The following is a 23,014-nucleotide window of genomic DNA, read 5'->3' as shown; positions in this document are numbered from 1 at the left end:
TCTCGAGGGACGTACGGTCAGAGCAGGTTCTGGCCCTCGGTGATCACCGAGCGGAGGATGCTCTCCATCTCGTCGAAGTGCTCCTGGTCGCAGATCAGCGGGGGAGCGAGCTGGACGACCGGGTCGCCACGGTCGTCGGCGCGGCAGTAGAGGCCCGCGTCGTACAGCGCCTTGGAGAGGAAGCCACGGAGCAGCCGCTCGGACTCCTCCTCGTTGAACGTCTCCTTGGTCGCCTTGTCCTTGACGAGCTCGATGCCGTAGAAGTACCCGTCACCGCGGACGTCGCCGACGATGTCGAGGTCGAGCAGCTTCTCGAGCGTCGAGCGGAAGCCGTCCTCGTTGGCGCGCACGTTCTCGTTGATGCCCTCGCGCTCGAAGATATCGAGGTTGGCCATCGCGACGGCGGTCGAGACCGGGTGCCCGCCGAAGGTGTAGCCGTGCAGGAACGACTCGTGACCCTTGAGGAACGGCTCCATCAGGCGGTCCGAGGCGATCATCGCGCCGAGCGGGGAGTAGCCCGAGGTGAGGCCCTTGGCGCACGTGATGATGTCGGGCTGGTAGCCGTAGCGCACCGCGCCGAACATCTCACCGAGACGGCCGAACGCGCAGATGACCTCGTCGGAGACCAGCAGCACGTCGTACTCGTCGCAGATCTCGCGGACCCGCTGGAAGTATCCGGGCGGCGGCGGGAAGCAGCCGCCAGCGTTCTGCACCGGCTCGAGGAAGACGGCCGCGACGGTGTCGGGGCCCTCGAACTCGATCGCCTCGGCGATGCGGTCGGCGGCCCAGCGGCCGAAGGCCTCGGGGTCGTCGCCGTGCTCGGGCGCGCGGTAGATGTTGGTGTTCGGGACGCGGAAGGTGCTCGGCACGAGCGGCTCGAACGGCGCCTTCATGTCCGGGATGCCGGTGATCGAAAGCGCCCCCTGCGGGGTGCCGTGGTACGCGATGTTGCGGCTGATGACCTTGTGCTTGGTCGGCTTGCCGGTCAGCTTGAAGTACTGCTTGGCCAGCTTCCAGGCGGACTCCACGGCCTCGCCGCCACCGGTGGTGAAGAAGACGCGGTTGAGGTCGCCGGGCGCGTACGAGGCGACGCGCTCGGCCAGCTGCACGGCCGGCGGGTGCGCGTACGACCACAGCGGCATGAACGCCAGCTCGCGGGCCTGCTTGGCTGCGGCCTCGGCGAGCTCCTCACGGCCGTGACCGACCTGGACGACGAAGAGTCCCGCCAGTCCGTCGAGGTAGCGCTTGCCCGCGGTGTCGTAGAGATATGCACCCTCCCCCTTCGCGATCACCGGCACGTCCGAGCTGTCGTACGTGCTGTGGCGCGTGAAGTGCATCCAGAGGTGGTCCTTTGCGGCGCGCTGGAGGTGCGCGTCGTCCCACGATTCGCTCATGGACCGAGTATCGCCCAAAAGTCGCTCCTAGGCAAAGGTTTTCGGTCGTGTAGAGGGGTTACACATACGAAATCCGCAGCGTCGGCGCTGATTGGCTATTCAATCCATTGTCACGCTCCGGCGTCTGTGCCAGATTGTGGTCATGACCGAGACCATCGCGAACTTCGTCAACGGCAAGAAGTCGCCGTCGCAGGACGGCGCCACGTACGACGTGATCGATCCGACGACCGGACAGGCGTACGCGACCGCGCCGCTGTCGCGCGAGGCGGACGTCGACGTGGCGATGAAGGCGGCGCAGGACGCCTTCGACAACGGCTGGCGCGACACGACCCCGCGTGAGCGCCAGGCCGCGCTGATCAAGCTCAACCAGGCGATCGCCGACCGTCTCGACGACATCGTCGACGCGGAGGTGAAGAACACCGGCAAGCCGCGCGGCCTCACGGTCAGCGAGGAGATGCCGATGGTCGACGACGCGCTGACCTTCTTCGCCGGCGCCGCACGCGTGCTCGAGGGCCGCGCGGCGGGGGAGTACATGGCCGGCCACACCTCGATGATCCGCCGCGAGCCGATCGGTGTCGTCGCGCAGGTGACCCCGTGGAACTACCCGCTGCTCATGGGCATCTGGAAGGTCGCCCCCGCGCTGGCGGCCGGCAACACGATCGTGATCAAGCCGAGCGACACGACGCCCGCGTCCACCGCGCTCCTCGCCGAGATCGCCGCCGACATCCTGCCGCCGGGCGTGCTCAACGTCGTCTGCGGCGACCGTGACACCGGCCGCGCGCTCGTCTCGCACCCGACGCCGGCGATGGTCGCCATCACCGGGTCGGTCCGCGCCGGCATGGAGGTCGCCCGCTCGGCGGCCGACGACGTCAAGCGGGTCCACCTCGAGCTGGGCGGCAAGGCGCCGGTGGTCGTGTTCGACGACGCCGACATCGAGGCGGCGTCTGCGGCCATCGCGGAGGCCGGCTACTTCAACGCCGGACAGGACTGCACCGCTGCGACGCGGGTGCTGGCCTCGCCGCGGGTGTACGGCGACTTCGTCGACGCGATCGCCGAGCAGGCGAAGGGCCTCAAGACCGGTCTGCCGGACGACGAGGACGCGATGTACGGGGCGCTCAACAACGCCGACCAGCTCGCGCGGGTGTCGGGGTTCGTCGACCGTCTCCCGGACCACGCGAAGGTGGCCGCAGGTGGCTCGCGCCCGGGCGGCGACCTGGCGAACGGCTACTACTTCGAGCCGACCGTGCTCGCGGACCTCAAGCAGAGCGACGACGCGATCCAGAACGAGATCTTCGGCCCCGTCATCACCGTGCAGCAGTTCTCCGACGAGGACGAGGCGGTGCGCTGGGCCAACGGCGTCCAGTACGGCCTCGCGTCGTCGGTGTGGACGAAGGACCACGGCCGTGCGATGCGGATGGCCCGCCGGCTCGACTTCGGGTGCGTGTGGATCAACACCCACATCCCGCTGGTCGCCGAGATGCCGCACGGCGGGTTCAAGCACTCCGGCTACGGCAAAGACCTCTCGATGTACGGGCTCGAGGACTACACGCGCGTCAAGCACGTGATGAGCAACATCGAGGCCTGACCCCCGGGACGCCCCGCGCCCTCTCCGTTGGTCCCCACGCAACGTTCACGCCCCACCGCAACCTTGCGGTGGGGCGTGGCATCGTCGGTGGGCCCAACGGAAAGTGGGGGACGGACTCAGACCAGGCCGGCGTCGTGGACCGCGATCGCGACCTGCACGCGGTTCGCGGCGTCGAGCTTGGTGAGGATCCGCGAGACGTGCGCCTTCACGGTCGCGACGCTCATGTGGAGGTCGGCGGCGATCTCGGCGTTCGAGAGCCCGTGGCCCACTGCCACCGCAACCTCACGCTCGCGGTCGCTCAGCACCTTCAGCCGTGCCTCGGCGTCGTCGTCCCCGCCGCCGGTGTCGCGCACGCGGCGGATCAGCTGCTCGGTCACGCTCGGCGACAGCATCGGCTCGCCGTCGGCGACCTTGCGCACGGCGTCGACCAGCATCTCGGGAGGGGTGTCCTTCAGGAGGAACCCGCTCGCCCCGTGCCGCAGCGCCCGCAGCACGTAGTCGTCGGCGTCGAACGTCGTCAGCACGATGACGTACGGGGGAGCGGGGGTGCGCTGGAGCTCCGCGGTCGCCGAGAGGCCGTCCATGCGCGGCATCCGGATGTCCATGAGGACGACGTCGACCGGCGTCGCGCGCAGCGCGGCGAGCGCGGCGGCTCCGTCACCGGCCTCGGTGACCACCGCGATGTCGTCGGCGCCGCCGAGGATCAGCCGCAGACCGGCGCGTACGAGGGCGTCGTCGTCGACGAGGGCAACGCGGATCATGTCGGCCACGGTAGTGCGAGCGTCAGCACGAACTCGTCACCGGTGATCCGGTGGGTGAGCGTCCCGCCCACGAGGTCGGCGCGCTCGGCGAGCCCGACGAGGCCGAGCCCGGAGGTGGGGAGCGGTGCGTACGTCGACCCGACGCGCAGCGGGTTGCGGACCTCGACGACGACGCCGTCGTCGGGCGCTCCGCGCAGCGTGGCTGTCACGGCGGTGTCCGGGGCGTGCTTGTGGGCGTTGGTAAGAGCCTCCTGGACGACCCGGTACGCCGTGCGGCCCAACCGGTCGGGCGGGCCGAGCGCCGTGACCTCGTCGTCGAGGTGGACCCGCATCCCGGCCGACCGCGCACCGTTCACGAGGTCGGGAAGGTCGCTCCACGACGGCTGGGGACGGTCGCCGTCGGCGTCGTCGCCGCGCAGGATGCCCAGCACCTCCCGCAGGTCGGTCAACGCGAGGTGGGCGTGGTCGCGGATCACCTCCGAGGCGTCGCGGATCTCGGCCGGGGGCAGGTCGGTCCGGTACGCGAGCGCGCCTGCGTGCATCGCGACCATGGAGATGCGGTGGGCCAGGACGTCGTGCATCTCCCGGGCGATCCGGGCCCGCTCGGCGATGCGGGCCTGGGCGACGCGGCTCACCTGCTCCGCCTCGGCGACGCGGGCCCGCTCGCGCAGCGTGTAGAGCAGCTCGCGGCGCGACCCGACGTACATGCCGATGGCGAAGACGACGGCGACCCCCATCAGCCCCATCGCCATGACGAACGCGCGCTCGTCCCCGATCGAGGGGTCGATGAGCACGATGACCACGGTCTGGACGACCACGAGGACGCCGACCGGCACGATCTCGCGGAGGCGGCGTCGGGTCGCCAGCGAGGCGACCGCGAGCAGCGCGGAGCCGGCGGCCGACATCGACCCTGCCGCGATGACGGTCACGAGCACGGCGACCCCCACGGGGTAGCGGCGACGCTGCGTCACCGCTGCCAGGGCGACCGCACCCCCGAGCAGGTCGAGCCAGAACCACCACGGAGCGTGGTCGGCCTGCCACTGGGCCACGGGGAACCACACGATCGCCCCGAGGACGACTGCCAGACCTAGGCGCCACGCCTGGCTCCACCAGCGCAGGGGCGGCTGGTACGCCGCGGGGTCGACCTCGTCCACGCACACCAGGGTAGGTGAGCGCCGACGGGCCCCGAACCGGCCGAAGGTCGAGGATCGAGGTCGCGCCCCCTACTTTCGGCTAGGACATTCCCACCCATGGGCCGATGTCCGCAGAACCGTCGAGGGGTGATGCTAGGGGCATGATCGAAGTCCAGAACCTCTCGAAGAGGTACGGCGACCATCTCGCGGTCGACGACATCACCTTCGTGTGCCGCCCGGGCACCGTCACCGGCTTCCTCGGCCCGAACGGCGCCGGGAAGTCGACGACGCTGCGGATGCTCGCCGGCCTGACGCACCCGACCGCCGGCCAGGCGACCATCGGCGGCCACCGCTACACCGAGATCCCCAACCCCGGGGCGCAGATCGGCGTGCTGCTCGACGCCTCGGCCCAGCACAACGGACGCGCCGGTCGTGAGGTGCTCACGATCGCCGCGCAGACGATGGGGCTCCCCAAGAAGCGCGTCGACGAGATGCTCGAGCTCGTGGGGCTCTCTCCCAAGGAGGCGAAGCGCCGGGTCGGCAACTACTCCCTCGGCATGCGTCAGCGGCTGGGGATCGCGCAGTCCCTGCTGGCCGACCCGAAGGTGCTCATCCTCGACGAGCCGGCGAACGGTCTCGACCCGGCGGGCATCCACTGGATGCGCCAGCTGCTGCGCCACTACGCCGACCGTGGCGGCACGGTCCTGCTCTCGTCGCACCTCCTCCACGAGATCGAGGTCATCGCCGACGAGATCATCGTCATCGGCAACGGGCGCATCGTCGCCCAGGGGCAGAAGGAGGAGCTGCTGGCCGGCGCCGGCACCTTCGTACGGGCGCTGGAGCCGGACGCGCTGGCCCGCGCGCTGTCGGTCGCTGGCATCCACGTGACGCCGGCGACGGCCGACGGCTTCACCACGGACGCCGATCCCGCCGACGTCGGCAAGGCGGCCGCTGCCGCCGGAGTCGCGCTGCTCGAGCTGCGCCCCGGAGACCGGGCAGGGCTCGAGGACCTGTTCCTCCAGCTCACCGCTGGCGACCAGCGCGAGGCGCTTGCGCCTGCACCCGCCCCGGGCTTCGGCCCGACCGCTCCCCAAGGAGGCCAGGCATGACCGCCGTCGCCCCCGAGGTCGGCATCGACCTCGACCGTCCCCGCGTCCCGTTCACGCGCCTGGTGGGCGTCGAGCTGCGCAAGCTCGCCGACACCCGAGCCGGGAAGTGGCTGCTCGGCACCATCGCCGCCATCAGCCTCCTCGTGATGGTCGTGATGCTGTGGGTGGGCCTCGCCGAGGACGTCAACCTCGGCTTCACCGACTTCCTCACGGGCATGAACATCCCGATGGGCGTGCTGCTGCCGGTCCTCGGTGTCCTCTCCGTCACGAGCGAGTGGTCGCAGCGCACGGCGCTGGTGACGTTCACGCTCGAGCCGAACCGCGGCCGCGTCCTGGCGGCGAAGGTCGTCACCGGCCTCATCACCGCGCTGTTCGCCGTCATCGCCGCTCTCGTCGCCGCCGCGGTCGGCACGGCGCTGATGGGTGCGCTCGGCTCGGGGGAGACCAGCTGGAGCATCGACGCCAGCCAGCTCGTCGGGTTCTACGCCGGCCAGGCGCTGGCGCTTCTCATGGGCATCACGTTCGGCATGCTCCTGCTGAGCTCGCCGGCCGCGATCGTCGTCTACTTCGCGTGGGCGTTCGTCCTCCCCACGATCTTCGGCGTCGCCGTGGCCTTCATCGGGTGGTTCGGTGACGTGTGGCCGTGGATCGACTTCTCCGCGGCCCAGACCCCGCTGTTCCAGCGTGGCGGCCCGAGCGGGGAGGAGTGGGCCCACCTCGCCGTCTCCGGCACGATCTGGCTGCTGATCCCGTTCGTGCTGGGCTGGATGCGCGTCCTGCGCAGCGAGATCAAGTAGTCGCTCCGTCCCTGCGACGACGTCGCGGGAGCACCTGGGAGACTTGTTTCCATGGTGCAGACCCGCGACGTCGTCGTCCTCGGTTCGACCGGTTCCATCGGGACCCAGGCCCTCGAGATCGTCGCCGCCAACCCCGACCGTTTCCGGGTCACCGGCATCGCGGCCGGCGGCAGCGACCCGGTGCTCCTCGCGCAGCAGGCGATCGCCCACGAGGTCGAGGTCGTCGCTGTCGCGCAGGCGACCGCGGCCCAGGACGTCCAGCTCGCGCTGTACGCGGAGGCGCAGCGTCGTGGCTACGCCGAGGGCCAGTACCGCCTCCCGCGCATCCTCGCCGGCCCGCAGGCCGCCACCGAGCTCGCCGCGACGCCGTGCGACGTCGTCCTCAACGGCATCACCGGTGCCGTCGGCCTCGGTCCGACGATCGCGGCCCTGAAGGCCGGCACCACCCTGGCGCTGGCCAACAAGGAGTCGCTGATCATCGGCGGACCCGTCGTCACCGCCCTCGCAAGACCGGGTCAGATCGTCCCCGTCGACTCCGAGCACTCCGCGATCGCCCAAGCGCTGCGCAGCGGCACCACCGCCGAGGTGCGCCGCCTCGTGCTCACCGCCAGCGGCGGCCCCTTCCGCGGCCGGACGCGTGACCAGCTCGCCGACGTCACGCCCGACCAGGCGCTCGCGCACCCCAACTTCGCGATGGGCCCGGTCATCACGATCAACTCGGCGACGCTCGTCAACAAGGGCCTCGAGGTCATCGAGGCGCACCTGCTCTTCGACGTGCCGATGGACCGCGTCGACGTCGTGGTCCACCCGCAGCAGATGATCCACTCGATGGTCGAGTTCATCGACGGCTCGACGATCGCCCAGGCCTCGCCTCCCTCGATGCTGATCCCGATCGCCCTCGGCATGGGGTGGCCCGACCGGGTCCCCGACGCAGGCCCCGGCTGCGACTGGGCGACGGCGTCTCAGTGGGACTTCGCACCGCTGGACGACGACGCGTTCCCGGCCGTACGCCTCGCGCGCCGAGCGGGCGCTGCCGGCGGCACCGCCCCTGCGGTCTACAACGCCGCCAACGAGGTGTGCGTCGCCTCGTTCCTCGCCGGCGAGCTTCCGTTCCTCGCGATCGTGGACACCGTCGGCGCCGTTCTCGAGGAACACCTCACCGGCGCGCGCGTACTCTCGGAGAAGGAGCCGCTGACCGTCGACGACGTCCTCGCGGCCGACACGACTGCCCGTACGAGGGCCCACGAGCTGATCGAGGGCCACCAGAGTGCCGCGAAGGAGCGCCGATGACGGAGGTGCTGCTCTACACCCTCGGTGTCGTCGTCGTGGTCGTGGGCCTGGCCGTCTCGATCGCGCTCCACGAGGTCGGGCACATGGTGCCGGCCAAGCTGTTCGGCGCCAAGGTCACGCAGTACTTCGTCGGCTTCGGTCGCACCCTCTGGTCGACCCGCAAGGGCGAGACCGAGTACGGCGTCAAGGCGATCCCGCTCGGCGGCTTCGTCAAGATCGTCGGCATGCTTCCGCCGCACCCCGGCGACGACCCCGGCCAGGTGCGCCAGTCGAACACCGGGATGTTCACGCAGCTCATCTCCGACGCCCGCTCGGCGGAGTACGAGAACGTGACCCCGGAGGACGAGCCGCGCCTCTTCTACCGCCTGCCGTGGTGGAAGAAGGCGATCGTCATGGTCGGCGGCCCGGCCGTCAACCTGGTGATCGCGTTCGTGCTGTTCGCCGCCGTGTTCCTGTCGATCGGCGCGAGCACCGTCAACACCACCGTCTCGGCCGTGTCGGACTGCGCGATCCCGTCGACCGAGGCCGGCCGCACGTGCACGGCCTCCGACCCCGTCGCCCCGGCCAAGCAGGCCGGGCTCCAGGTCGGTGACGAGATCACCTCGTTCAACGGCACCGCGATCACGACGTGGGACCAGCTCTCGCGCGCGATCCGCGCCAACGGCGACGCGCCGGCGACCATCGGCTTCGAGCGCGACGGCGCCGCGCGTACGGTCACCGTCAACACGTCGGTGCAGACCCGGACGTCGCTGGACGACCCCGACAAGGTCGAGGACGTCGGGTTCCTGGGCGTCTCGCCGACGCCGGTCTACCAGCGCGAGGACCTCGGCTTCGTCGTCACGACGATGGGCGACATGACGGTCAGCACCGTCAAGGCGATCGGATCCCTGCCGGAGAAGATGGTCGAGGTCACCAAGGCGGCCTTCGGCGCCGAGCGCGGCGACGACACCCCGATGAGCCCCGTGGGAGCGAGCCGCGTCGCCGGCGAGGTCACGTCGGCGGAGGGCACCACCTGGACCGACCGCGTCCACTTCGTCGCGCTGCTGCTCGCGAGCATCAACCTGTTCATCGGCATCTTCAACCTCGTCCCGCTGCTGCCGCTCGACGGCGGACACATCGCGGGCGCCCTGTGGGAGGGTCTGCGCAACGCGATCGCCCGCCTGCGTCGCCGCCCGATCCCGGGCCCGGTGGACGTCGCCAAGATGTTGCCGGTCGCGTACGCCGTGGGTGCCGTGCTGCTCGTGATGGGTGTCATCCTCGTCTACGTCGACATCGTCAACCCGATCCGCCTGACCTGACCGCTGCCTCACCCTGACCCCGTACCAAGGAGACCTGGAACCGCATGGACGTCAACCTGGGAATGCCGGCCGCCCCGCCGCCGGTGCTCCGGCCCCGTCGACCCAGCCGCAAGATCAAGGTCGGCAAGGTCGAGGTCGGGGGAGACGCACCGATCTCGGTGCAGTCCATGACCACGACTCCGACGGTCGACGTCAACGCGACGCTCCAGCAGATCGCCGAGCTCACCGCCGCCGGCTGCGACATCGTCCGCGTCGCGTGCCCGAGCCAGGACGACGCCGAGGCGCTGCCCGACATCGCCCGCAAGTCGCAGATCCCGGTGATCGCCGACATCCACTTCCAGCCCAAGTACGTCTTCGCCGCGATCGAGGCCGGCTGCGCCGCCGTCCGCGTCAACCCCGGCAACATCCGCAAGTTCGACGACCAGGTCAAGGAGATCGCGCAGGCCGCGAAGGACCACGGGACGTCGATCCGCATCGGGGTCAACGCAGGCTCGCTCGACAAGCGGCTGCTCGAGAAGTACGGCAAGCCGACCGCGGAGGCGCTCGTCGAGTCCGCCGTCTGGGAGGCGTCGCTGTTCGAGGAGCACGACTTCCACGACTTCAAGATCTCGGTCAAGCACAACGACCCGGTCGTGATGGTCCGGGCCTACGAGCTGCTCGCCGAGAAGGGTGACTGGCCGCTGCACCTCGGCGTCACCGAGGCGGGCCCGGCGTTCCAGGGCACCATCAAGTCCGCGACCGCCTTCGGCGCGCTGCTGAGCCAGGGGATCGGCGACACGATCCGCGTCTCGCTGTCGGCGCCCCCGGTCGAGGAGGTCAAGGTCGGCATCCAGATCCTGCAGTCGCTCAACCTCCGCCCGCGCAAGCTCGAGATCGTCTCGTGCCCGTCGTGCGGCCGCGCGCAGGTCGACGTCTACACGCTCGCCGAGGAGGTCACCGCCGGGCTCGAGGGCATGGAGGTGCCGCTGCGCGTCGCCGTCATGGGCTGCGTCGTCAACGGGCCCGGCGAGGCCCGCGAGGCCGACCTCGGTGTCGCGTCCGGCAACGGCAAGGGCCAGATCTTCGTCAAGGGCGAGGTCATCAAGACCGTGCCGGAGTCGAAGATCGTGGAGACGCTCATCGAGGAGGCGATGCGGATCGCCGAGGAGATGGAGCCGGTCGAGGGCGCGTCGCCCGAGGTCGCGATCTCCTAGTCCCTCGAAGGGTCTACTCGCCGACGTCCCCGCTGGCCAGCTCCACGACGATGTCGAGGTGGCCGACGTGCCGCGCGTACTCCTGCACGAGGTGCAGGAGGATCCACGCGAGGTTCGGCGGGTCGGCGTCGAAGCGTCCGCCGAGAGCGGCGACGTCGTCCAAGGACGCCGACGTGGTGATCGCACGCGAGCGGTCGGCCTGCTCCTCGAAGCGCCGTCGCAGGACCTCGTACGACTCGTCGTCGGCGACCGCCCACTCGTCGGTCCCGGGACGGAGGTCGCCCCACGGGTCCGGCACCGGCTCGGCCCGGAAGCCCCACTGGAGCCAGCGGCGCTCGACGTACGTGAGGTGCTTGAGCAGCCCCAGCGGCGTCCATCCGCTGGGGACACGCGTACGTGCGCGGTCGTCGTCGTCCAGGGCGTCGAGCTTGCGGAGGAGCGCGTCGCGGTAGTGGTCGAGCTGGCCGGCGACGATCTCCCGGGGGTCGCGCAGCGTCATGGGCGGCTCGCCGAGGGGTCCGGTCGTCATGGCACGGAGCCTACGACGCTCCTGGGGCCATGGTCCGTCGACGCGAGGCCAGATAGGCTCACCACACGGACCGGCGGGAGGAGGGTGCATGCTCAGCACCACCACAGGCGTCCGTGTGCTCCACGAGCCGGACCTCCCGCTCCTCCAGCAGCTCATCGACCGGGATCCGGTGGTCAACCTCTTCGTCGACCACCGCGCGGCCACGACACGGCTGCAGGCCCGATGGCTCGGCGGAGAGGTCTGGGGCTACTTCGAGGACGGGGCTCTGGTCTCCGCCTGCCACGTCGGCGCCAACCTGGTCCCCGTCGAGGCGACCGATCGGGCGATCGACGCGTTCGCCTACCGCGCCGAGAGCCTCGGACGCCTGTCGTCGTCGATCGTGGGACCCCGTGACGCCGTCGTCCGGCTGTGGGACAACCTCGCGCCCGAGTGGGGTCCGGCGCGCTCGCTGCGTCTCGACCAGCCGTTCCTGGAGATCGCCGCGCCACCGGCGGTGCGGCCCCACCCGGCCCTGCGCCCGGTCCTCCTCGACGAGATCGACATCCTCTATCCCGCCGCCGTCGCGATGTTCACCGAAGAGGTGGGGGAGAGCCCAGAGCTCCCCGGTCGCAACAGCTACCGCGCACGGGTCACGCAGCTGGTCAGCCGCGGCTGGGCGTACGCGATCATCGAGGACGGCGAGGTGCTCTTCAAGGCCGAGGTCGGCTCGGCGACCGCGCGGGCCTGCCAGGTCCAGGGCGTCTACGTCTCGCCGGAGCACCGCGGCAGAGGGCTGGGCACCGCAGGGATGGCTGCGGTGGTCGAGCGGGCGCGCCGCGAGGTCGCGCCGGTCGTGTCGCTGTACGTGAACGACTACAACCTCCCTGCTCGCCGGGTGTACGAGCGGGTCGGGTTCGTCCAGACCGCGACCTTCGCGTCGGTGCTGTTCTGATGCGCGCCGTACGCGTCGGCCTGACGCTGGGGACCGCGCTCCTGCTCGCGCTCGGACTCCTCAGCCCGGCGTACGGTGCCGTGCGGGACGTGCGCGACCGCCGCGGCGACGCGATGCCCGCGCTGGACATCTCCTCTCTGCGCGTGCGCAACGCCGAGCACCGGGTCACGGTGACGCTGCGCATCCCGCGTCTGGAGCGCCGACGCCTGGGCGGGGTCACGGTCTTCGTCGGCCGCAAGGTCGCGGGGCGCCCCGAGTACGCGGCGTCCAAGGTGCGGCGCGGCTCGGGATGGGTGAAGACGTGGCAGCGTCTCGACGACGAGCGCCGGCGGTGCAAGGGCCTGCGGATGCGGGTCAAGCCGCGACGGGTGGTCGTCTCGGTGCCGCAGCGCTGCCTCGACGGCAACCGTGCTGCCGTACGCGTCCAGGTCGCGGTGTTCACCCGTGCGTACCTTCGCGGAGACGTGCCCGACGAGGTGCTGCTCGACCCGACGCCGGGTCCGACGCTGCCGGTCGACGGCGTGCCGAAGGTGGGCGGCGTGACGATGACGCGCTGGGTCGCCTATCGGTGACTCCGGGCTGGGTTACGCTTCGGCCACCTTCAACGCAGGAGCACCCATGATCCGTCCCGTCCGGACCCTCGCCGCCGCCGGCGCGGCCGCTGCCCTCGTCCTCACCGCCACCGCCTCGCCGGCGGCGGCGAAGACGCGCAGCTTCACCGACAAGCGCGGTGACGCGCAGTCGGCTCTCGACATCACCAAGGTCAAGGTCACCAACAAGAAGTCGGCCGTCGTCGTGCGCGTGTCGGTGCCCGGCCTTCGGAAGTCCAAGGTTGGCGGCGTCCTCGTCGCCGTCCGGACCAAGGCCAAGGGCCGCCCCGACTACGCCGCGATGAAGCTGCGCCTCGAGGGGTCCGGCTGGATGCCGCTGATGTTCTTCGACGAGTCTGCCGAAGACTTCGACACCGCTTGCAAGGGCGACCGTGTGAGCTTCCACAAGAAGTCGATCACCGTCCGCATCCCGCAGCGGTGCCTCGGCGCCAACAAGAAGGCGGTCCGTGTCGCTGCCGCCGTCATGGGGCGTGACGAGGAGGGTCTGTTCGACGAGGAGCTGAAGCCGGGCCCCGACGCGCCGATGGACGCCTACCCGAGCCTCACGTCCGACCGGATGTCGCCGTGGGTCTCCTACCGCTGAGGCGCTCGCTCCGTACGCTTGCGCTCGGAGCTGCGGTGACGGCGCTCGTCGTCGGCGCCGCCGCCTCCCCGGCAGCGGCGCAGACCCGCACGTTCTCGGACGCCCGGGGCGACGCGACCGCCGCGGTCGACATGACCAAGGTCAAGGTCGCCAACAAGAAGCGTGCCCTCGTCGTCCGCATCACGGTCCCCGACCTCAAGAAGTCCGCGCTGGAGGGGGTCAACGTCACGATCGTGACGAAGAGGCGCGCACGGCCGATGTACATCTCCACCAAGTCGCGCTACCCCGACGGACCCTGGTCGTCGTTGTCGCTGGTCAGCTTTCAGGCGGAGTCTGTGGTGCGGTGCCGAGGCGACCGCATCCGCTTCGGTGCGCGCGCGATCACCGTGCGCGTGCCGCAGCGCTGCCTCGACCGTAACCGCAAGGCGGTGCGGGTCAGCATCTCCCTGGTCTCGCGCGCGAACGACGGTGTCAGCTCGCCGGAGCCTGGCCCCGACACCTACGCGGACGGCTACCCGTCCCTGGTCGCGCCTAAGCAGCCGCCCTGGGTGCGCTACCGCTGAGGCGCAGGACCCGTGCGGTGCCCGGTCGCTAGGCTGGGCACCGCACCTCTCACCGAAACAGGAGTACGCCCGTGGTCACCCGCATGTCTCGTCTCTTCCTCCGTACGCTGCGCGAGGACCCGGCGGACGCGGAGGTCCCGTCGCACCGGCTGCTCGTCCGCGCGGGCTACGTCCGCCGCGCGGCGCCCGGTATCTATTCCTGGCTGCCGCTGGGTCTGCGCGTCCTCCGCAAGATCGAGGGCATCGTCCGCGAGGAGATGGACCGGATGGGCGCCCAGGAGGTGTCGTTCCCTGCGCTCCTGCCGAAGGAGCCGTACGAGGCGAGCGGCCGCTGGGCGGAGTACGGCGACAACCTGTTCCGCCTGAAGGACCGGCGTGACGTCGAGATGCTGCTCGGTCCGACCCACGAGGAGATGTTCACCCTTCTCGTCAAGGACCTCTGCTCGTCCTACAAGGACCTCCCCCTCTCGATCTACCAGATCCAGACGAAGTACCGCGACGAGTCGCGTCCCCGCGCCGGCCTGCTCCGCGGCCGCGAGTTCGTCATGAAGGACTCGTACTCCTTCGACATCGACGACGACGGCCTGAAGCGCGCGTACGAGGCTCACCGCGAGGCCTACATCCGGATCTTCGAGCGCCTCGGCCTCGACTACGTCATCGTGCAGGCCGTGTCGGGTGCCATGGGCGGGTCGGCGAGCGAGGAGTTCCTCGCGACCGCGACCAACGGCGAGGACACCTACGTCCGCTCGCCCGGCGGGTACGCCGCCAACGTCGAGGCCGTGAGCACCGTCGCGCCCGAGCCGCTCAGCGACGAGGAGATCGCCGCGCTGCCCGCCGCGCACGTCGAGGACACCCCTGACACCCCGACGATCGAGACGCTCGTCGACCTCGCCAACGCGCGCTACCCGCGCGAGGACCGTCCCTGGACGGCTGCCGACACGCTCAAGAACGTCGTGCTGTGGGTCCGTCAGCCCGACGGCTCGCGCGAGGTCCTCGTGGTCGGCCTGCCCGGCGACCGCGAGGTCGACCTCAAGCGCCTCGAGGCGCAGGTCGCCCCGGGGGAGATCGACGCCTTCGAGGACGCCGACTTCGCCAAGCACCCCGCGCTCGTCCGCGGCTACATCGGTCCCCAGGCGCTCGGCACCGAGTCCGACTCCGGCATCCGTTACCTGGTCGACCCGCGGGTCGCGCGCGGGACCGCGTGGCTGACCGGTGCCAACGAGCCCGGAAAGCACGTCTTCGACCTGGTCTGCGGTCGCGACTTCACCCCCGACGGCACGATCGAGGCCGCCGAGGTGCGTCCCGGGGACCCGGCGCCGGACGGCTCCGGTCCGCTGGAGCTCGCCCGCGGCATCGAGATGGGACACATCTTCCAGCTCGGGCGCAAGTACGCCGACGCGCTGGGCCTCCAGGTCCTCGACGAGAACGGCAAGCTCGTCACGGTCACCATGGGCTCGTACGGCATCGGTGTCTCGCGCGCGGTCGCGGCGATCATCGAGAACAGCCACGACGAGGCCGGCATCGTCTGGCCTGCCGAGGTCGCCCCGTACGACGTGCACCTCGTCGCGACCGGCAAGGACGCCGCGGTCTTCGACGCCGCGGCGTCGCTCGCCGAGGAGCTCGAGGCTGCGGGCGTCGAGGTGCTGTACGACGACCGTCCGAAGGTGTCGCCCGGCGTGAAGTTCAAGGACGCCGAGCTGATCGGCGTCCCGACGATCGTGGTGGTCGGCCGCGGCCTCGCCGAGGGCGTCGTCGAGGTCAAGGACCGCAAGACCGGCGTACGGGAGAACGTCCCGCTCGACATGGTCGTGGAGCGGCTGACGGCCCGCTGAGGCTCAGAAGTCGATCAGCGGGTTGACGCGCTCGAGGACCAGCATGTCGGCGAACGTGCCGTCACGCCGGACCAGGCCGGCCCGCTCGGTGCCGGCCATCTCGAACCCGCACGCGTAGGCGACCGCGAGCGAGTCGCGGTTGAGCTCGTCGACCCGCACGTACGCGCGCAGCGCGCCGATCCCGCCGTGGTCGCGCGGGGCGAAGACGTGCGCGACCACAGCATCTACCGCGTCTCGGACGTACCCGTGCCCCCGCGCCTCGGGGTGGAGCCAGTAGCCGATCTCCGCGCTGGTGTCGGTGCGGCGCGGGACGGCGACGGCGCCCAGCAGCAGGTCGGTCTTCGCGTCGGCGATCGCCCACGAGAAGGCGGCGCCGGCCGCGGCGGCGTCGTCGACGAGCGCGCGGAACTCGGTGGCGTGCTGGGCGGTGTACGGGGCGGGGAAGGACGGCATCCAGCGCTGCAGCGTCGGGTCGTTGGCCGCCTCGACGATCCGCGGGTCGTCGGCGGCGACGAGCGGGCGTACGGTGACGCGCTCGGCCTCCAGCCGTGGCAGCGACCACCACGGGCCCCGGGGCTGCCGAGGGTCGTCGCGGTGAACCGTGGCGACCCACGCGTCCTGGTAGTCGCCGTGCTCGGCCAGCCAGCGGCGCACCGTCCCGCCGAAGGTGAAGCCGCAGCGCCAGGCCACCTTGCGCGAGGCCCAGTTGCCTCTCATCGCCCACCAGATCACGGTCTCGAGCCCGAGGTCGTCGAAGGCGTGGTCGAGCAGCAGGCCGAGTGCCGTCGACATGACGCCTCGGCCGCGGAGGGCAGGATGGCTGACGAACCCGACCGCGGCGCGCCCGTCGCCCTTGTCGCGCAGGGCGACCGAGCCGGCATAGCCGCGGGTGCCGTCCGGACGGGTCGCCTCCACGGCGAACGTCCGCTCGGCCCCGGTGCGCCATCCCTGCGGGACGAGCACGGACAGGAAGCTCCGGCCCTCCTCCTCGCCGTACCCGGCGGGGATCGTCGTCCACGCCAGCGTCTCGGGGTCCAGGCACTGCTCGACGAGGGCCGGCAGGTCGGTCTCGCAGTGGGCGCGCAGCCGGACGTCACCGTCGCCCAGCTCCGGCACGTCGGCCGGGAAGGCGGCGGTCGGGAAGGTCATGGACCGCACCTTGTCACACCGAGGCGCCGGCGTGCGGTCGGTGGTCCGTCGGTCAGGTGGTCCCCGGCAGCGCGCTCGGGCGACCACCCCACGCCAGCAGCGACGTCGCCGACTCCGTGAGCGCGGCCGCGGCGTACGCACGGTCGTCGCCGGACGTGACTCCGACGACCGCCAACCAGCTGCGGCAGAGGCCGGCCTCGATCGACTGGGCGAGCCGGCGTGCGTCCGCGGTGCCGTCGATCGTTCCAATCTCGTACGCAGGGTCGGGCTCGACCGGGGTCTGGCCGTCGCGGACGAGCCGCGCCATCAGCTCGTCGCGGCGCTTGCGATGCAGCACGAAGGCGTTGGCGGCCTGCCGCTGCACGGCCGAGCCGGCTGGCAGGCGACCCGCGAGGAGCGCGTACGCGTAGACGGCGGCGTGCTCGCCGGCCAGGGCGTTCTGCCAGGCGTCGGTCGGGTCGGTCTCGACCTCGTCGCCGTGGTCGCTGTGGCGTCTCACGCGGCACCTCGCTGGCGTCGCAGGACGACGACGTCCTGGGCGTATCCGGCCGCGAGCGCACCGAGCAGGCGGGCGACCCCGCCGTCGGTGGCGTCGCGGCACGCCTCGCTCCGGGCCGTCTCGGCCGCGCGGGTCTGCGTGAGGAGGGCGTTCACCGCCTGGGCCGGTCGAGCGGGAACCGCCGGGGGAGTGGCGGCGGTCGCGCCCGGGGAAGCCGGTTCGGCTGCCGTCGACGTGTCGCCGACGGCCTTGTCGAGCGCGGCCAGCCGCTCCTCGCTGCGAGCGGCCATCGCGTCGAGCGTCGCGGCGAGGGCGGCGTGCGCCGACGCCGTCGCGCGCACGGCGGCGAGGAGCGTCTCCTGGTCGTCGCGGGCGGTGACGAGGCGTTCGCGGTCCGGGTGGACCTCGGGGTCGGGCTCCTCGGGCGTACGGTCGAGCCACGAGCAGCCGGTCACGGCCGCCAACGTCGCCGCACCGGACCCGAGCAGGAGGACACGGCGGCCGACCCCGCGAGAGGGTGCCGCACCGAGACTGGTCACCTCTGCACGTTATCGGAGGCCACCTGCACCGGGTCCCGGGCGACCGGGTCGGCCGCCGCGTGACGTTCTTGGCGACGCCCTAGACTTGAGGTGGCTCTACAGCAGGTCCCGTGCGCACACCTGCGCGCGGCACAACAGAACACGGAGGCGTGCCATGGCAACGACACCGGTCCCCGACACCCTCCGGCAGGCGCTGGACGAGGTCGTCACCTCTCACGGCATGGACCTCGACGCCGTCGAGCTCACCGGTGGACGAGTGCTCCGCGTCGTCGTCGACGCCGAGACCGCTCCGACCCTCGACGACGTCGCCGAGGTCACGCGCGCCGTCTCCTCGGCGCTCGACGACACGAACGACCTCGGCCCGGCGCCGTACACCCTCGAGGTCTCGACGCGGGGGACGAGCCGGCCCCTGACCCTTGCCCGCCACTGGGTGCGCAACGTCGACCGGTGGGTGAAAGTCACGCTGTCCGAGGGCGGGGCCTTCGAGGGTCGGCTGGTCTCCGCCGACGATGCGGGGGCCGTGGTCCGCACCGAGACTGGGGAGCGGAACGTCGCGTACGGGGACGTCAAGAAGGCCAAGATCGAGCCCGAGCTGAAGCGGAAGGACGTCTGATGGACATCGACATGGCGGTGCTGCGCACCCTGGAGCACGAGAAGGACCTGCCGCTCGACGTCGTGGTGACGGCGATCGAGCAGGCGCTCCTGGTCGCGTACCACCGCACGCCGGGTGCCCGCAGCAATGCCCGCGTCGAGCTCGACCGCAAGTCCGGGCACGTCGTCGTGTGGGCGCGTGACCGCGTCGAGACCGAGGAGGGCTACACGCTCACCGAGGAGTTCGAGGACACGCCCAGCGACTTCGGCCGCATCGCGGCGACGACGGCCAAGCAGATCATCCTGCAGCGACTGCGCGACGCCGAGGACGAGCAGCGCTTCGGCGAGTTCTCCGCACGCGAGGGCGACATCGTCTCCGGCGTCATCCAGCAGGGTCGCGAGCCGGGCGACGTGCTCGTCGACCTCGGCCGCGTCGAGGCGCTCCTGCCGGTCGCCGAGCGGGTGCCGGGGGAGTCGTACGAGCACGGCGAGCGGATCAAGGCCCTCGTGACCAGCGTGCGCCGTGGCCCGCGCGGCCCACAGGTCCAGGTCTCGCGGACGCACCCCAACCTGGTCAAGAAGCTGTTCGCGCTCGAGGTCCCCGAGATCGAGGACGGAACGGTCGAGATCTCCGGGATCGCCCGGGAGGCCGGCCACCGGACCAAGATCGCCGTCCGCTCGACCGCTGCGGGTGTGAACGCCAAGGGCGCGTCGATCGGGCCGATGGGCCAGCGGGTCCGCAACGTGATGTCGGAGCTGCACGGCGAGAAGATCGACATCGTCGACTACTCCGACGAGCCGACCGAGTACATCGCGCACGCGCTCTCCCCGGCTCAGGTGACCTCGGTCACGGTGGTCGACGCCGACGCGAAGGCCGCGCGAGTGGTCGTTCCCGACTTCCAGCTGTCGCTGGCGATCGGCAAGGAGGGGCAGAACGCCCGCCTCGCCGCACGTCTGACGGGCTGGCGGATCGACATCCGCCCCGACACCGAGGCCGCGCCGGACTCCGCAGGCGCGTGAGCTGTCGCCCCGCCGGCCCGGCACTGCGCCGAGCAGGGTGGGCGACAGCGCCAGGACCGACCCGCTAGACTGACAGACGGTGAATCACTCGACTCCGCCCGGTGGCACGTCGCACGACGAGGCTTCGGGGGCTCCGGTACGTGTGCGGCCCGTCCGTACGTGCATCGGTTGTCGGGAGCGAGTCGACAAATCCGATCTGGTTCGAGTCGTGGCGATACGCGGCGAGGCGATCATCTTCGTCTCTCCTGATCTCCGTGGCGCGGCACCGGGACGTGGGGCGCACCTGCACCTCGACGTCGCGTGCCTCGAACGAGCGACGCAGCGCAAGGCGTTCGCGAGGGCCCTCCGCCTGGAGGGGCCTGTGGACATCGGACCGCTCGACGCCTACGTCCGGGGATCAACCAGGCAGACGCAGCCGGCACCGCCAACAGGCGGTGCGTAGACAGAAGTGGAGCACACGCTCATGAGCAGTCGATGATTTCCGTTCGATGAGCATGCACATCAACTAGCGGTCTGCGCCCTTCCGGGCTCGGACCGCCCCTGAAGAGGAGAGCAGTGGCAAAGGTCCGAGTCCACGAACTCGCCAAGGAGTTCGGCGTCACCAGCAAGGACGTGCTGTCGGCGCTGAACGACATGGGCGAGTACGTTCGTTCCGCGTCGTCGACGATCGAGGCGCCGGTCATCCGCCGGCTGACCGAGAAGTACGGCGACCAGTTCCGCGCCCAGGGCGCGAAGAAGTCTTCCAAGAAGCCTGCGGCGGCGCCCAAGCCCGCCGCTCCCGCCGACGCTGCGCCCGCTGAGGGTGCGGCAGCGGCCTCCCCGGCGACGGGTGCCCCCGTGCCGGGTCCGCGCAAGAAGCCGGCTCCGCCGAAGGCGGCGCCGGCGCCCGAGCCGACCCCTGCGCCGGCTCCGGTGGAGGAGCCCGCGGCCGCAGCGCCCGAGGCACCTGCGACCCCGCAGGCGCCGCAGGCCCCGCGTCCCGGTGCCCCGGTCCCGAAGCCTTCGGGTCCCCGTCCTGCACCGCGTCCGGCGCCCCGTCCCGAGGCACCGGCCGCGCGTTCCGACGCTCCCCGTCCGGGTGCGCCGACCCCGCGCCCCGGCGGCGCAGGCCGTCCCGGCCCGCGTCCGGGTGGTGCGGGCAGCGGCCGTCCTGGTGGTGGGCCGCGTCCGGGCAACAACCCGTTCTCGTCGACCCAGGGCATGCAGCGCCCCGGTCGCGGCGAAGGCGGCGGTCCCCGCGAGGCTGCGCCTCGTGAAGGAGGCGCGCCCGCGCCCCGTCCGGGCATGCCGCCCCGTCCGCCGGCCTCGCGTGAGGGCGGTGCCCCGGCGCCTCGCCCGGGCATGCCGCGTCCCAACCCGGCGATGATGCCGAAGCAGAGCTCGATCGGTCCCGCTCGTGGCGGGCCCGGTGGTGGTCGCGGTCGCGGTGGCGCTCCGGCAGGTGCCGGCCGTCCTGGTGGCGGCGGTGGCCGTCCCGGTGGTGGCGGCGGTGCCGGTGGCGGCGGTCCGCGTCCCGGCGGTTTCGGTGGCGGCGGTGGCCGTCCCGGTCCCGGTCGCGGCGGCCGTGGTGGCACGCAGGGCGCGTTCGGTCGTCCCGGCGGTCCCGCGCGTCGTGGGCGCAAGAGCAAGCGCGCGAAGCGTCAAGAGTTCGACCAGATGCAGGCACCTGCGGTCGGTGGTGTGCGCGTCCGCAAGGGCGACGGCCAGACGATCCGTCTGCCGCGCGGCGCTTCGCTGACCGACTTCGCCGAGAAGATCGGCGTCGACGCGGCCTCGCTCGTCCAGGTGCTGTTCGCCCTGGGCGAGATGGTGACCGCCACGCAGTCGGTCAACGACGAGGTCCTGCAGATCCTCGGTGAGGAGCTCAACTACGACGTCCAGGTCGTCTCGCCCGAGGACGAGGACCGCGAGCTGCTCGAGTCGTTCCAGATCGAGTTCGGTTCGGACGAGGGTGACGAGGAAGACCTCGCACCGCGTCCGCCGGTGGTCACCGTCATGGGTCACGTCGACCACGGCAAGACCAAGCTGCTCGACGCCATCCGTTCGGCCAACGTGGTCGACAAGGAGGCCGGTGGCATCACCCAGCACATCGGTGCCTACCAGGTGGCGACGGAGGTCGACGGCGCCGAGCGTCGCATCACCTTCATCGACACCCCCGGTCACGAGGCGTTCACCGCCATGCGTGCCCGTGGTGCGCAGGCGACCGACATCGCGGTGCTGGTGGTCGCGGCCGACGACGGCGTGATGCCGCAGACGGTCGAGGCGCTCAACCACGCGAAGGCGGCCAACGTCCCGATCGTGGTGGCGGTCAACAAGATCGACAAGCCCGACTCCGACCCGACGAAGGTCCGTGGCCAGCTCACCGAGTACGGCCTCGTTCCCGAGGAGTACGGCGGCGACACGATGTTCGTCGACGTCTCGGCCAAGTCGCAGCTGAACATCGACGGTCTCCTCGAGTCCATCGTGCTGACGGCAGACGCCTCCCTCGACCTGCGGGCCAACCCGCACCAGGCGGCGGAGGGCATCGCGATCGAGGCGCACCTCGACCGTGGACGCGGCCCGGTCGCCACCGTGCTCGTCCAGCGCGGCACGCTGCGGGTCGGCGACTCGATGGTCGCGGGTCCGGCTCACGGTCGTGTGCGCGCCATGCTCGACGAGCACGGCGACAACGTCGACCAGGCCGACCCGTCGCGCCCCGTCCTCGTGCTCGGCCTCACGGCCGTGCCGGGTGCCGGTGACAACTTCATGGTCGTCCCCGACGACCGGATGGCCCGCCAGATCGCCGAGAAGCGCGAGGCGCGCGAGCGCAACGCCGCTCTTGCTCAGCGGGCGGGTCGCCGGACGCTCGAGGACTTCATGCAGCACATGGAGAAGGGCGAGACCGACGAGCTGCTGCTCATCCTCAAGGGTGACGGCTCGGGCTCGGTCGAGGCGCTCGAGGACGCGCTCAGCAAGATCGACGTCGGCGACGACGTGGCGCTGCGCGTCATCGACCGCGGTGTCGGTGCGATCACCGAGACCAACGTCATGCTCGCGGCCGCGTCGAACGCCGTCATCATCGGCTTCAACGTCCGACCGCAGGGCAAGGCCACCGAGGTCGCCGACCGCGAGGGCGTCGAGATCCGTTACTACTCGGTCATCTACCAGGCGATCGAGGAGATCGAGGCGGCCCTCAAGGGCATGCTCAAGCCGGAGTACGAGGAGGCCCAGCTGGGCCGTGCGGAGATCCGCGAGATCTTCCGCTCCTCCAAGATCGGCAACATCGCAGGCTGCATGGTCACCTCCGGGTCGATCAAGCGGAACTCCAAGGCGCGGTTGCTGCGCGACGGCGCTGTCGTCGCGGACAACCTCGACCTGGCCAGCCTGCGCCGCGAGAGGGACGACGTCACCGAGGTCCGCGAGGGCTTCGAGTGCGGTCTGACGCTCAGGGGATTCAACGACATCAAGATCGGCGACATCGTCGAGACGTTCGAGATGCGGGAGATTCCGCGGAGCTGAGACCGTACGGTCAACGCTGAGTGAGACGGGGTGGCGCACGCGTGCGGCACCCCCTCTCCACCTACCAAGGAGCTAGTCGTGGGTAGCAATCGGGTCAACCACGTGGCCG

Annotated in this window: 22 protein-coding genes; 15 read left to right on the top strand and 7 right to left on the bottom strand. The window is 71.2% G+C overall.

All coding sequences use genetic code 11. The features are described from left to right. Positions 1-17: 17 nt before the first annotated feature. The gene (locus NYZ95_RS04005) at positions 18-1,394 is read right to left on the bottom strand and encodes an aspartate aminotransferase family protein (RefSeq protein WP_262848933.1); all 1,377 of its coding nucleotides are present in this window, start codon (positions 1,392-1,394) and stop codon (positions 18-20) included. Between the two features lie 142 nt (positions 1,395-1,536). Between NYZ95_RS04005 and NYZ95_RS04000 the strand changes: the two genes are divergently transcribed. Continuing rightward, positions 1,537-2,979: a gamma-aminobutyraldehyde dehydrogenase gene (locus NYZ95_RS04000; protein WP_262848931.1), complete on the top strand. Its 1,443-nt coding sequence runs from the start codon at positions 1,537-1,539 to the stop codon at positions 2,977-2,979. A gap of 116 nt (positions 2,980-3,095) precedes the next feature. Here NYZ95_RS04000 and NYZ95_RS03995 read toward each other — a convergent pair whose 3' ends face one another. Then, a complete protein-coding gene (locus NYZ95_RS03995) occupies positions 3,096-3,740 on the bottom strand; it encodes a response regulator transcription factor (RefSeq protein WP_262848929.1) in 645 nt (214 codons plus the stop codon). Then, positions 3,737-4,894: a sensor histidine kinase gene (locus NYZ95_RS03990; RefSeq protein ID WP_262848926.1), complete on the bottom strand. Its 1,158-nt coding sequence runs from the start codon at positions 4,892-4,894 to the stop codon at positions 3,737-3,739. The genes NYZ95_RS03995 and NYZ95_RS03990 overlap by 4 nt, the downstream gene beginning before the upstream one ends. 140 nt (positions 4,895-5,034) lie before the next feature. On the opposite strand from NYZ95_RS03990, the gene NYZ95_RS03985 reads away from it, so the two are divergent. The 5 genes from NYZ95_RS03985 to ispG are packed head-to-tail and all read left to right on the top strand — an operon-like array spanning position 5,035 to position 10,560. Continuing rightward, positions 5,035-5,982 (top strand): ABC transporter ATP-binding protein, encoded by a 948-nt coding sequence (locus NYZ95_RS03985; protein WP_262848924.1) that lies wholly within the window; start codon positions 5,035-5,037, stop codon positions 5,980-5,982. Continuing rightward, positions 5,979-6,779: an ABC transporter permease gene (locus NYZ95_RS03980; protein WP_262848922.1), complete on the top strand. Its 801-nt coding sequence runs from the start codon at positions 5,979-5,981 to the stop codon at positions 6,777-6,779. Before NYZ95_RS03985 ends, NYZ95_RS03980 begins: the two co-directional genes overlap by 4 nt. A 51-nt stretch (positions 6,780-6,830) precedes the next feature. Then, on the top strand, positions 6,831-8,069 hold the full coding sequence (gene dxr, locus NYZ95_RS03975) for a 1-deoxy-D-xylulose-5-phosphate reductoisomerase (protein WP_262848920.1): 1,239 nt from the start codon (positions 6,831-6,833) through the stop codon (positions 8,067-8,069). Beyond that, on the top strand, positions 8,066-9,367 hold the full coding sequence (locus tag NYZ95_RS03970; protein ID WP_262848919.1) for a M50 family metallopeptidase: 1,302 nt from the start codon (positions 8,066-8,068) through the stop codon (positions 9,365-9,367). The genes dxr and NYZ95_RS03970 overlap by 4 nt, the downstream gene beginning before the upstream one ends. A gap of 44 nt (positions 9,368-9,411) precedes the next feature. Beyond that, positions 9,412-10,560: a flavodoxin-dependent (E)-4-hydroxy-3-methylbut-2-enyl-diphosphate synthase gene (ispG, locus tag NYZ95_RS03965; RefSeq protein ID WP_262848916.1), complete on the top strand. Its 1,149-nt coding sequence runs from the start codon at positions 9,412-9,414 to the stop codon at positions 10,558-10,560. Between the two features lie 13 nt (positions 10,561-10,573). Here ispG and NYZ95_RS03960 read toward each other — a convergent pair whose 3' ends face one another. Next, the gene (locus NYZ95_RS03960) at positions 10,574-11,089 is read right to left on the bottom strand and encodes a mycothiol transferase (RefSeq protein WP_262848914.1); all 516 of its coding nucleotides are present in this window, start codon (positions 11,087-11,089) and stop codon (positions 10,574-10,576) included. A gap of 88 nt (positions 11,090-11,177) precedes the next feature. Between NYZ95_RS03960 and NYZ95_RS03955 the strand changes: the two genes are divergently transcribed. The 5 genes from NYZ95_RS03955 (at position 11,178) to NYZ95_RS03935 (ending at position 15,609) form a co-directional block, all read left to right on the top strand. Beyond that, the gene (locus tag NYZ95_RS03955) at positions 11,178-12,020 is read left to right on the top strand and encodes a GNAT family N-acetyltransferase (protein ID WP_262848911.1); all 843 of its coding nucleotides are present in this window, start codon (positions 11,178-11,180) and stop codon (positions 12,018-12,020) included. Beyond that, on the top strand, positions 12,020-12,592 hold the full coding sequence (locus tag NYZ95_RS03950) for a hypothetical protein (protein ID WP_262848909.1): 573 nt from the start codon (positions 12,020-12,022) through the stop codon (positions 12,590-12,592). Before NYZ95_RS03955 ends, NYZ95_RS03950 begins: the two co-directional genes overlap by 1 nt. A 46-nt stretch (positions 12,593-12,638) precedes the next feature. Next, positions 12,639-13,214: a hypothetical protein gene (locus tag NYZ95_RS03945; protein ID WP_262848907.1), complete on the top strand. Its 576-nt coding sequence runs from the start codon at positions 12,639-12,641 to the stop codon at positions 13,212-13,214. A gap of 35 nt (positions 13,215-13,249) precedes the next feature. Beyond that, positions 13,250-13,777: a hypothetical protein gene (locus NYZ95_RS03940; protein ID WP_262848905.1), complete on the top strand. Its 528-nt coding sequence runs from the start codon at positions 13,250-13,252 to the stop codon at positions 13,775-13,777. 83 nt (positions 13,778-13,860) lie between these two features. After that, the gene (locus NYZ95_RS03935; protein ID WP_262848903.1) at positions 13,861-15,609 is read left to right on the top strand and encodes a proline--tRNA ligase; all 1,749 of its coding nucleotides are present in this window, start codon (positions 13,861-13,863) and stop codon (positions 15,607-15,609) included. 3 nt (positions 15,610-15,612) lie between these two features. Here NYZ95_RS03935 and NYZ95_RS03930 read toward each other — a convergent pair whose 3' ends face one another. Genes NYZ95_RS03930 through NYZ95_RS20295 form a run of 3 tightly spaced genes read right to left on the bottom strand, consistent with a single transcriptional unit; the run spans position 15,613 to position 17,796 of the window. Beyond that, on the bottom strand, positions 15,613-16,758 hold the full coding sequence (locus NYZ95_RS03930) for a GNAT family N-acetyltransferase (protein ID WP_262848901.1): 1,146 nt from the start codon (positions 16,756-16,758) through the stop codon (positions 15,613-15,615). A 52-nt stretch (positions 16,759-16,810) separates the two neighbouring features. After that, positions 16,811-17,257, bottom strand: coding sequence for a ferritin-like domain-containing protein (locus NYZ95_RS20300; protein WP_262848899.1), 447 nt, complete (start codon positions 17,255-17,257; stop codon positions 16,811-16,813). Next, positions 17,254-17,796 carry a hypothetical protein gene (locus NYZ95_RS20295; RefSeq protein WP_262848898.1) on the bottom strand — a complete coding sequence of 181 codons (543 nt, stop codon included), beginning with the start codon at positions 17,794-17,796 and terminating at the stop codon, positions 17,254-17,256. Before NYZ95_RS20295 ends, NYZ95_RS20300 begins: the two co-directional genes overlap by 4 nt. Before the next feature lie 154 nt (positions 17,797-17,950). Here NYZ95_RS20295 and rimP point away from each other — a divergent pair, with 154 nt between their 5' ends. The 4 genes from rimP to infB all read left to right on the top strand — a co-directional run bounded on the left by rimP (position 17,951) and on the right by infB (position 22,905). Then, complete coding sequence (gene rimP / locus NYZ95_RS03915; protein WP_262848896.1) at positions 17,951-18,409, top strand: ribosome maturation factor RimP; 459 nt, start codon at positions 17,951-17,953, stop codon at positions 18,407-18,409. Then, positions 18,409-19,407 carry a transcription termination factor NusA gene (gene nusA / locus NYZ95_RS03910; RefSeq protein ID WP_262848894.1) on the top strand — a complete coding sequence of 333 codons (999 nt, stop codon included), beginning with the start codon at positions 18,409-18,411 and terminating at the stop codon, positions 19,405-19,407. The genes rimP and nusA overlap by 1 nt, the downstream gene beginning before the upstream one ends. A gap of 79 nt (positions 19,408-19,486) precedes the next feature. Next, complete coding sequence (locus tag NYZ95_RS03905; RefSeq protein WP_308212219.1) at positions 19,487-19,849, top strand: YlxR family protein; 363 nt, start codon at positions 19,487-19,489, stop codon at positions 19,847-19,849. 113 nt (positions 19,850-19,962) lie between these two features. Then, positions 19,963-22,905, top strand: a complete 2,943-nt coding sequence (infB, locus tag NYZ95_RS03900; protein WP_262848891.1) for a translation initiation factor IF-2 — start codon at positions 19,963-19,965, stop codon at positions 22,903-22,905. The last annotated feature ends 109 nt before the right edge of the window (positions 22,906-23,014 follow it).

The sequence above is a fragment of the Mumia quercus genome, assembly GCF_025506335.1.
Classification (GTDB): domain Bacteria; phylum Actinomycetota; class Actinomycetes; order Propionibacteriales; family Nocardioidaceae; genus Mumia; species Mumia quercus.
Note: the sequence above shows the minus strand (reverse complement) of the source record. Positions and strands in the feature narration are given on the sequence as shown.

Coding starts and splice junctions, on each gene's coding strand:
- NYZ95_RS04005 (WP_262848933.1), bottom strand. CDS start 1,394: ATGAGCGAATCGTGGGACGACGCGCACCTCCAGCGCGCCGCAAAGGAC.
- NYZ95_RS04000 (WP_262848931.1), top strand. CDS start 1,537: ATGACCGAGACCATCGCGAACTTCGTCAACGGCAAGAAGTCGCCGTCG.
- NYZ95_RS03995 (WP_262848929.1), bottom strand. CDS start 3,740: ATGATCCGCGTTGCCCTCGTCGACGACGACGCCCTCGTACGCGCCGGT.
- NYZ95_RS03985 (WP_262848924.1), top strand. CDS start 5,035: ATGATCGAAGTCCAGAACCTCTCGAAGAGGTACGGCGACCATCTCGCG.
- NYZ95_RS03980 (WP_262848922.1), top strand. CDS start 5,979: ATGACCGCCGTCGCCCCCGAGGTCGGCATCGACCTCGACCGTCCCCGC.
- dxr (WP_262848920.1), top strand. CDS start 6,831: ATGGTGCAGACCCGCGACGTCGTCGTCCTCGGTTCGACCGGTTCCATC.
- NYZ95_RS03970 (WP_262848919.1), top strand. CDS start 8,066: ATGACGGAGGTGCTGCTCTACACCCTCGGTGTCGTCGTCGTGGTCGTG.
- ispG (WP_262848916.1), top strand. CDS start 9,412: ATGGACGTCAACCTGGGAATGCCGGCCGCCCCGCCGCCGGTGCTCCGG.
- NYZ95_RS03960 (WP_262848914.1), bottom strand. CDS start 11,089: ATGACGACCGGACCCCTCGGCGAGCCGCCCATGACGCTGCGCGACCCC.
- NYZ95_RS03955 (WP_262848911.1), top strand. CDS start 11,178: ATGCTCAGCACCACCACAGGCGTCCGTGTGCTCCACGAGCCGGACCTC.
- NYZ95_RS03950 (WP_262848909.1), top strand. CDS start 12,020: ATGCGCGCCGTACGCGTCGGCCTGACGCTGGGGACCGCGCTCCTGCTC.
- NYZ95_RS03945 (WP_262848907.1), top strand. CDS start 12,639: ATGATCCGTCCCGTCCGGACCCTCGCCGCCGCCGGCGCGGCCGCTGCC.
- NYZ95_RS03935 (WP_262848903.1), top strand. CDS start 13,861: ATGTCTCGTCTCTTCCTCCGTACGCTGCGCGAGGACCCGGCGGACGCG.
- NYZ95_RS03930 (WP_262848901.1), bottom strand. CDS start 16,758: ATGACCTTCCCGACCGCCGCCTTCCCGGCCGACGTGCCGGAGCTGGGC.
- rimP (WP_262848896.1), top strand. CDS start 17,951: ATGGCAACGACACCGGTCCCCGACACCCTCCGGCAGGCGCTGGACGAG.
- nusA (WP_262848894.1), top strand. CDS start 18,409: ATGGACATCGACATGGCGGTGCTGCGCACCCTGGAGCACGAGAAGGAC.